1 protein-coding gene is annotated in these 1,457 nt (G+C 64.5%); it reads left to right on the forward strand.

The features are described 5' to 3' along the window. Window positions 1-12: 12 nt before the first annotated feature. Window positions 13-1,457, forward strand: a 1,445-nt coding sequence (locus AC4FAH_RS05670) for a TrkH family potassium uptake protein (protein ID WP_490245756.1), incomplete at its 3' end; no start/stop codon positions are given.

The following is a 1,457-nucleotide window of genomic DNA, read 5'->3' on the forward strand; positions in this document are numbered from 1 at the left end:
TCGCAGGCGCTGATGCGCCTTCTTTCGCTCTCGGAGTGGTTGCCGGTCATCCGGGTACTCGGCCTGCTGCTATGCGTGGTGGCCTTGATGATGCTGGCGCCCTTGCTGGTGTTGCTCGGCGAAGCGGATGCGGATGCCAGCGCCTTTCTGATCTCGCTGGGCATCACGCTCGGCTCGGCGGTCATCATGCTGACGGTCTCGCGCAAGGTGGAGCTGCAACTCAAGCCGCGTGCGATGTTCGTGCTGACGACGCTGAGCTGGGTGCTGGTGTCGGCCTACTCGAGCCTGCCGTTGATCTTCGGTGCGACCCACCTGGGCGTGACCGATGCCGTGTTCGAATCGGTGTCGGCGATCACCACCACCGGCTCGACCGTGCTGTCTGACATCGAAGGGCTCTCGGATGGCCTCAAGCTGTGGCGCGGCCTGATGCAGTGGGTCGGTGGTATCGGCATCATCGTGATGGCGATCGCGATCCTGCCGTTTCTGAAGGTCGGCGGCATGCGCCTGTTCCAGACCGAATCCTCGGACTGGTCCGACAAGGTGCTGCCGCGTGCCGGTGGCGTGGCCAAGGCCATCGGGCTGGTCTATGTCGGGCTGACGTTGCTGGCCATCGTCTGTTACTGGCTGGGCGGCATGCACTGGCTGGATGCGCTGGTGCATGGCATGACGTCGCTGGCCACCGGCGGTTTCTCCAATTACGACAGCTCGATGGGCGTCTATTCCGACCGGCCCTATCTGCTGTGGATGGCGTCGGCGTTCATGTTGCTGGGGGCGCTGCCCTTCGTGCTGTTCATCCGCGCCTGGCAGGACCAGGCCGGTGTCCTGTGGCGTGATGCCCAGGTGCGCGGCTTCCTGCGTCTGCTGGGGTGGGTGATCGCCTTGCTGACGCTGTATCGCGTCGTCAATGGCGAGGCCATCTTCACGGCGCTGACCCAGGTGACCTTCAATGTCATCTCGGTGGTGACCACCACCGGCTACGCCAGCGACGACTACAGTGCCTGGGGGCCCTTTGCGGTGGTGGCCTTCTTCTATCTGACCTTCGTCGGCGGCTGCAGCGGCTCGACCAGCGGCGGCATGAAGATCTTCCGCCTGCAGATCGGCCTGATCATGCTCGGCAACCATCTGCGCTCGTTGATCCATGCCAATGGCGTCTTCTCGCAGCGCTACAACGGTCGCGCGCTGCCCGATGAGGTGGTGCGCGCCGTGATCGCCTTCTCGTTCTTCTTCTTCATCACCATCGGTGGCCTGGCGCTGGCGCTGTCGTTCATCGGGCTGGACCTGATCACCGCGGTGACCGGCGCCGCCACGGCCGTCACCAACGTCGGCCCGGGGCTGGGTGAGATCATCGGCCCGGCGGGCAACTTCTCGAGCCTGCCGGACAGCGCCAAGTGGTTGCTGTGCATCGGCATGCTGATGGGGCGTCTCGAGATATTGACCGTGCTGGTGCTGTTCTCGCC

Source organism: Cobetia sp., from assembly GCF_983723665.1.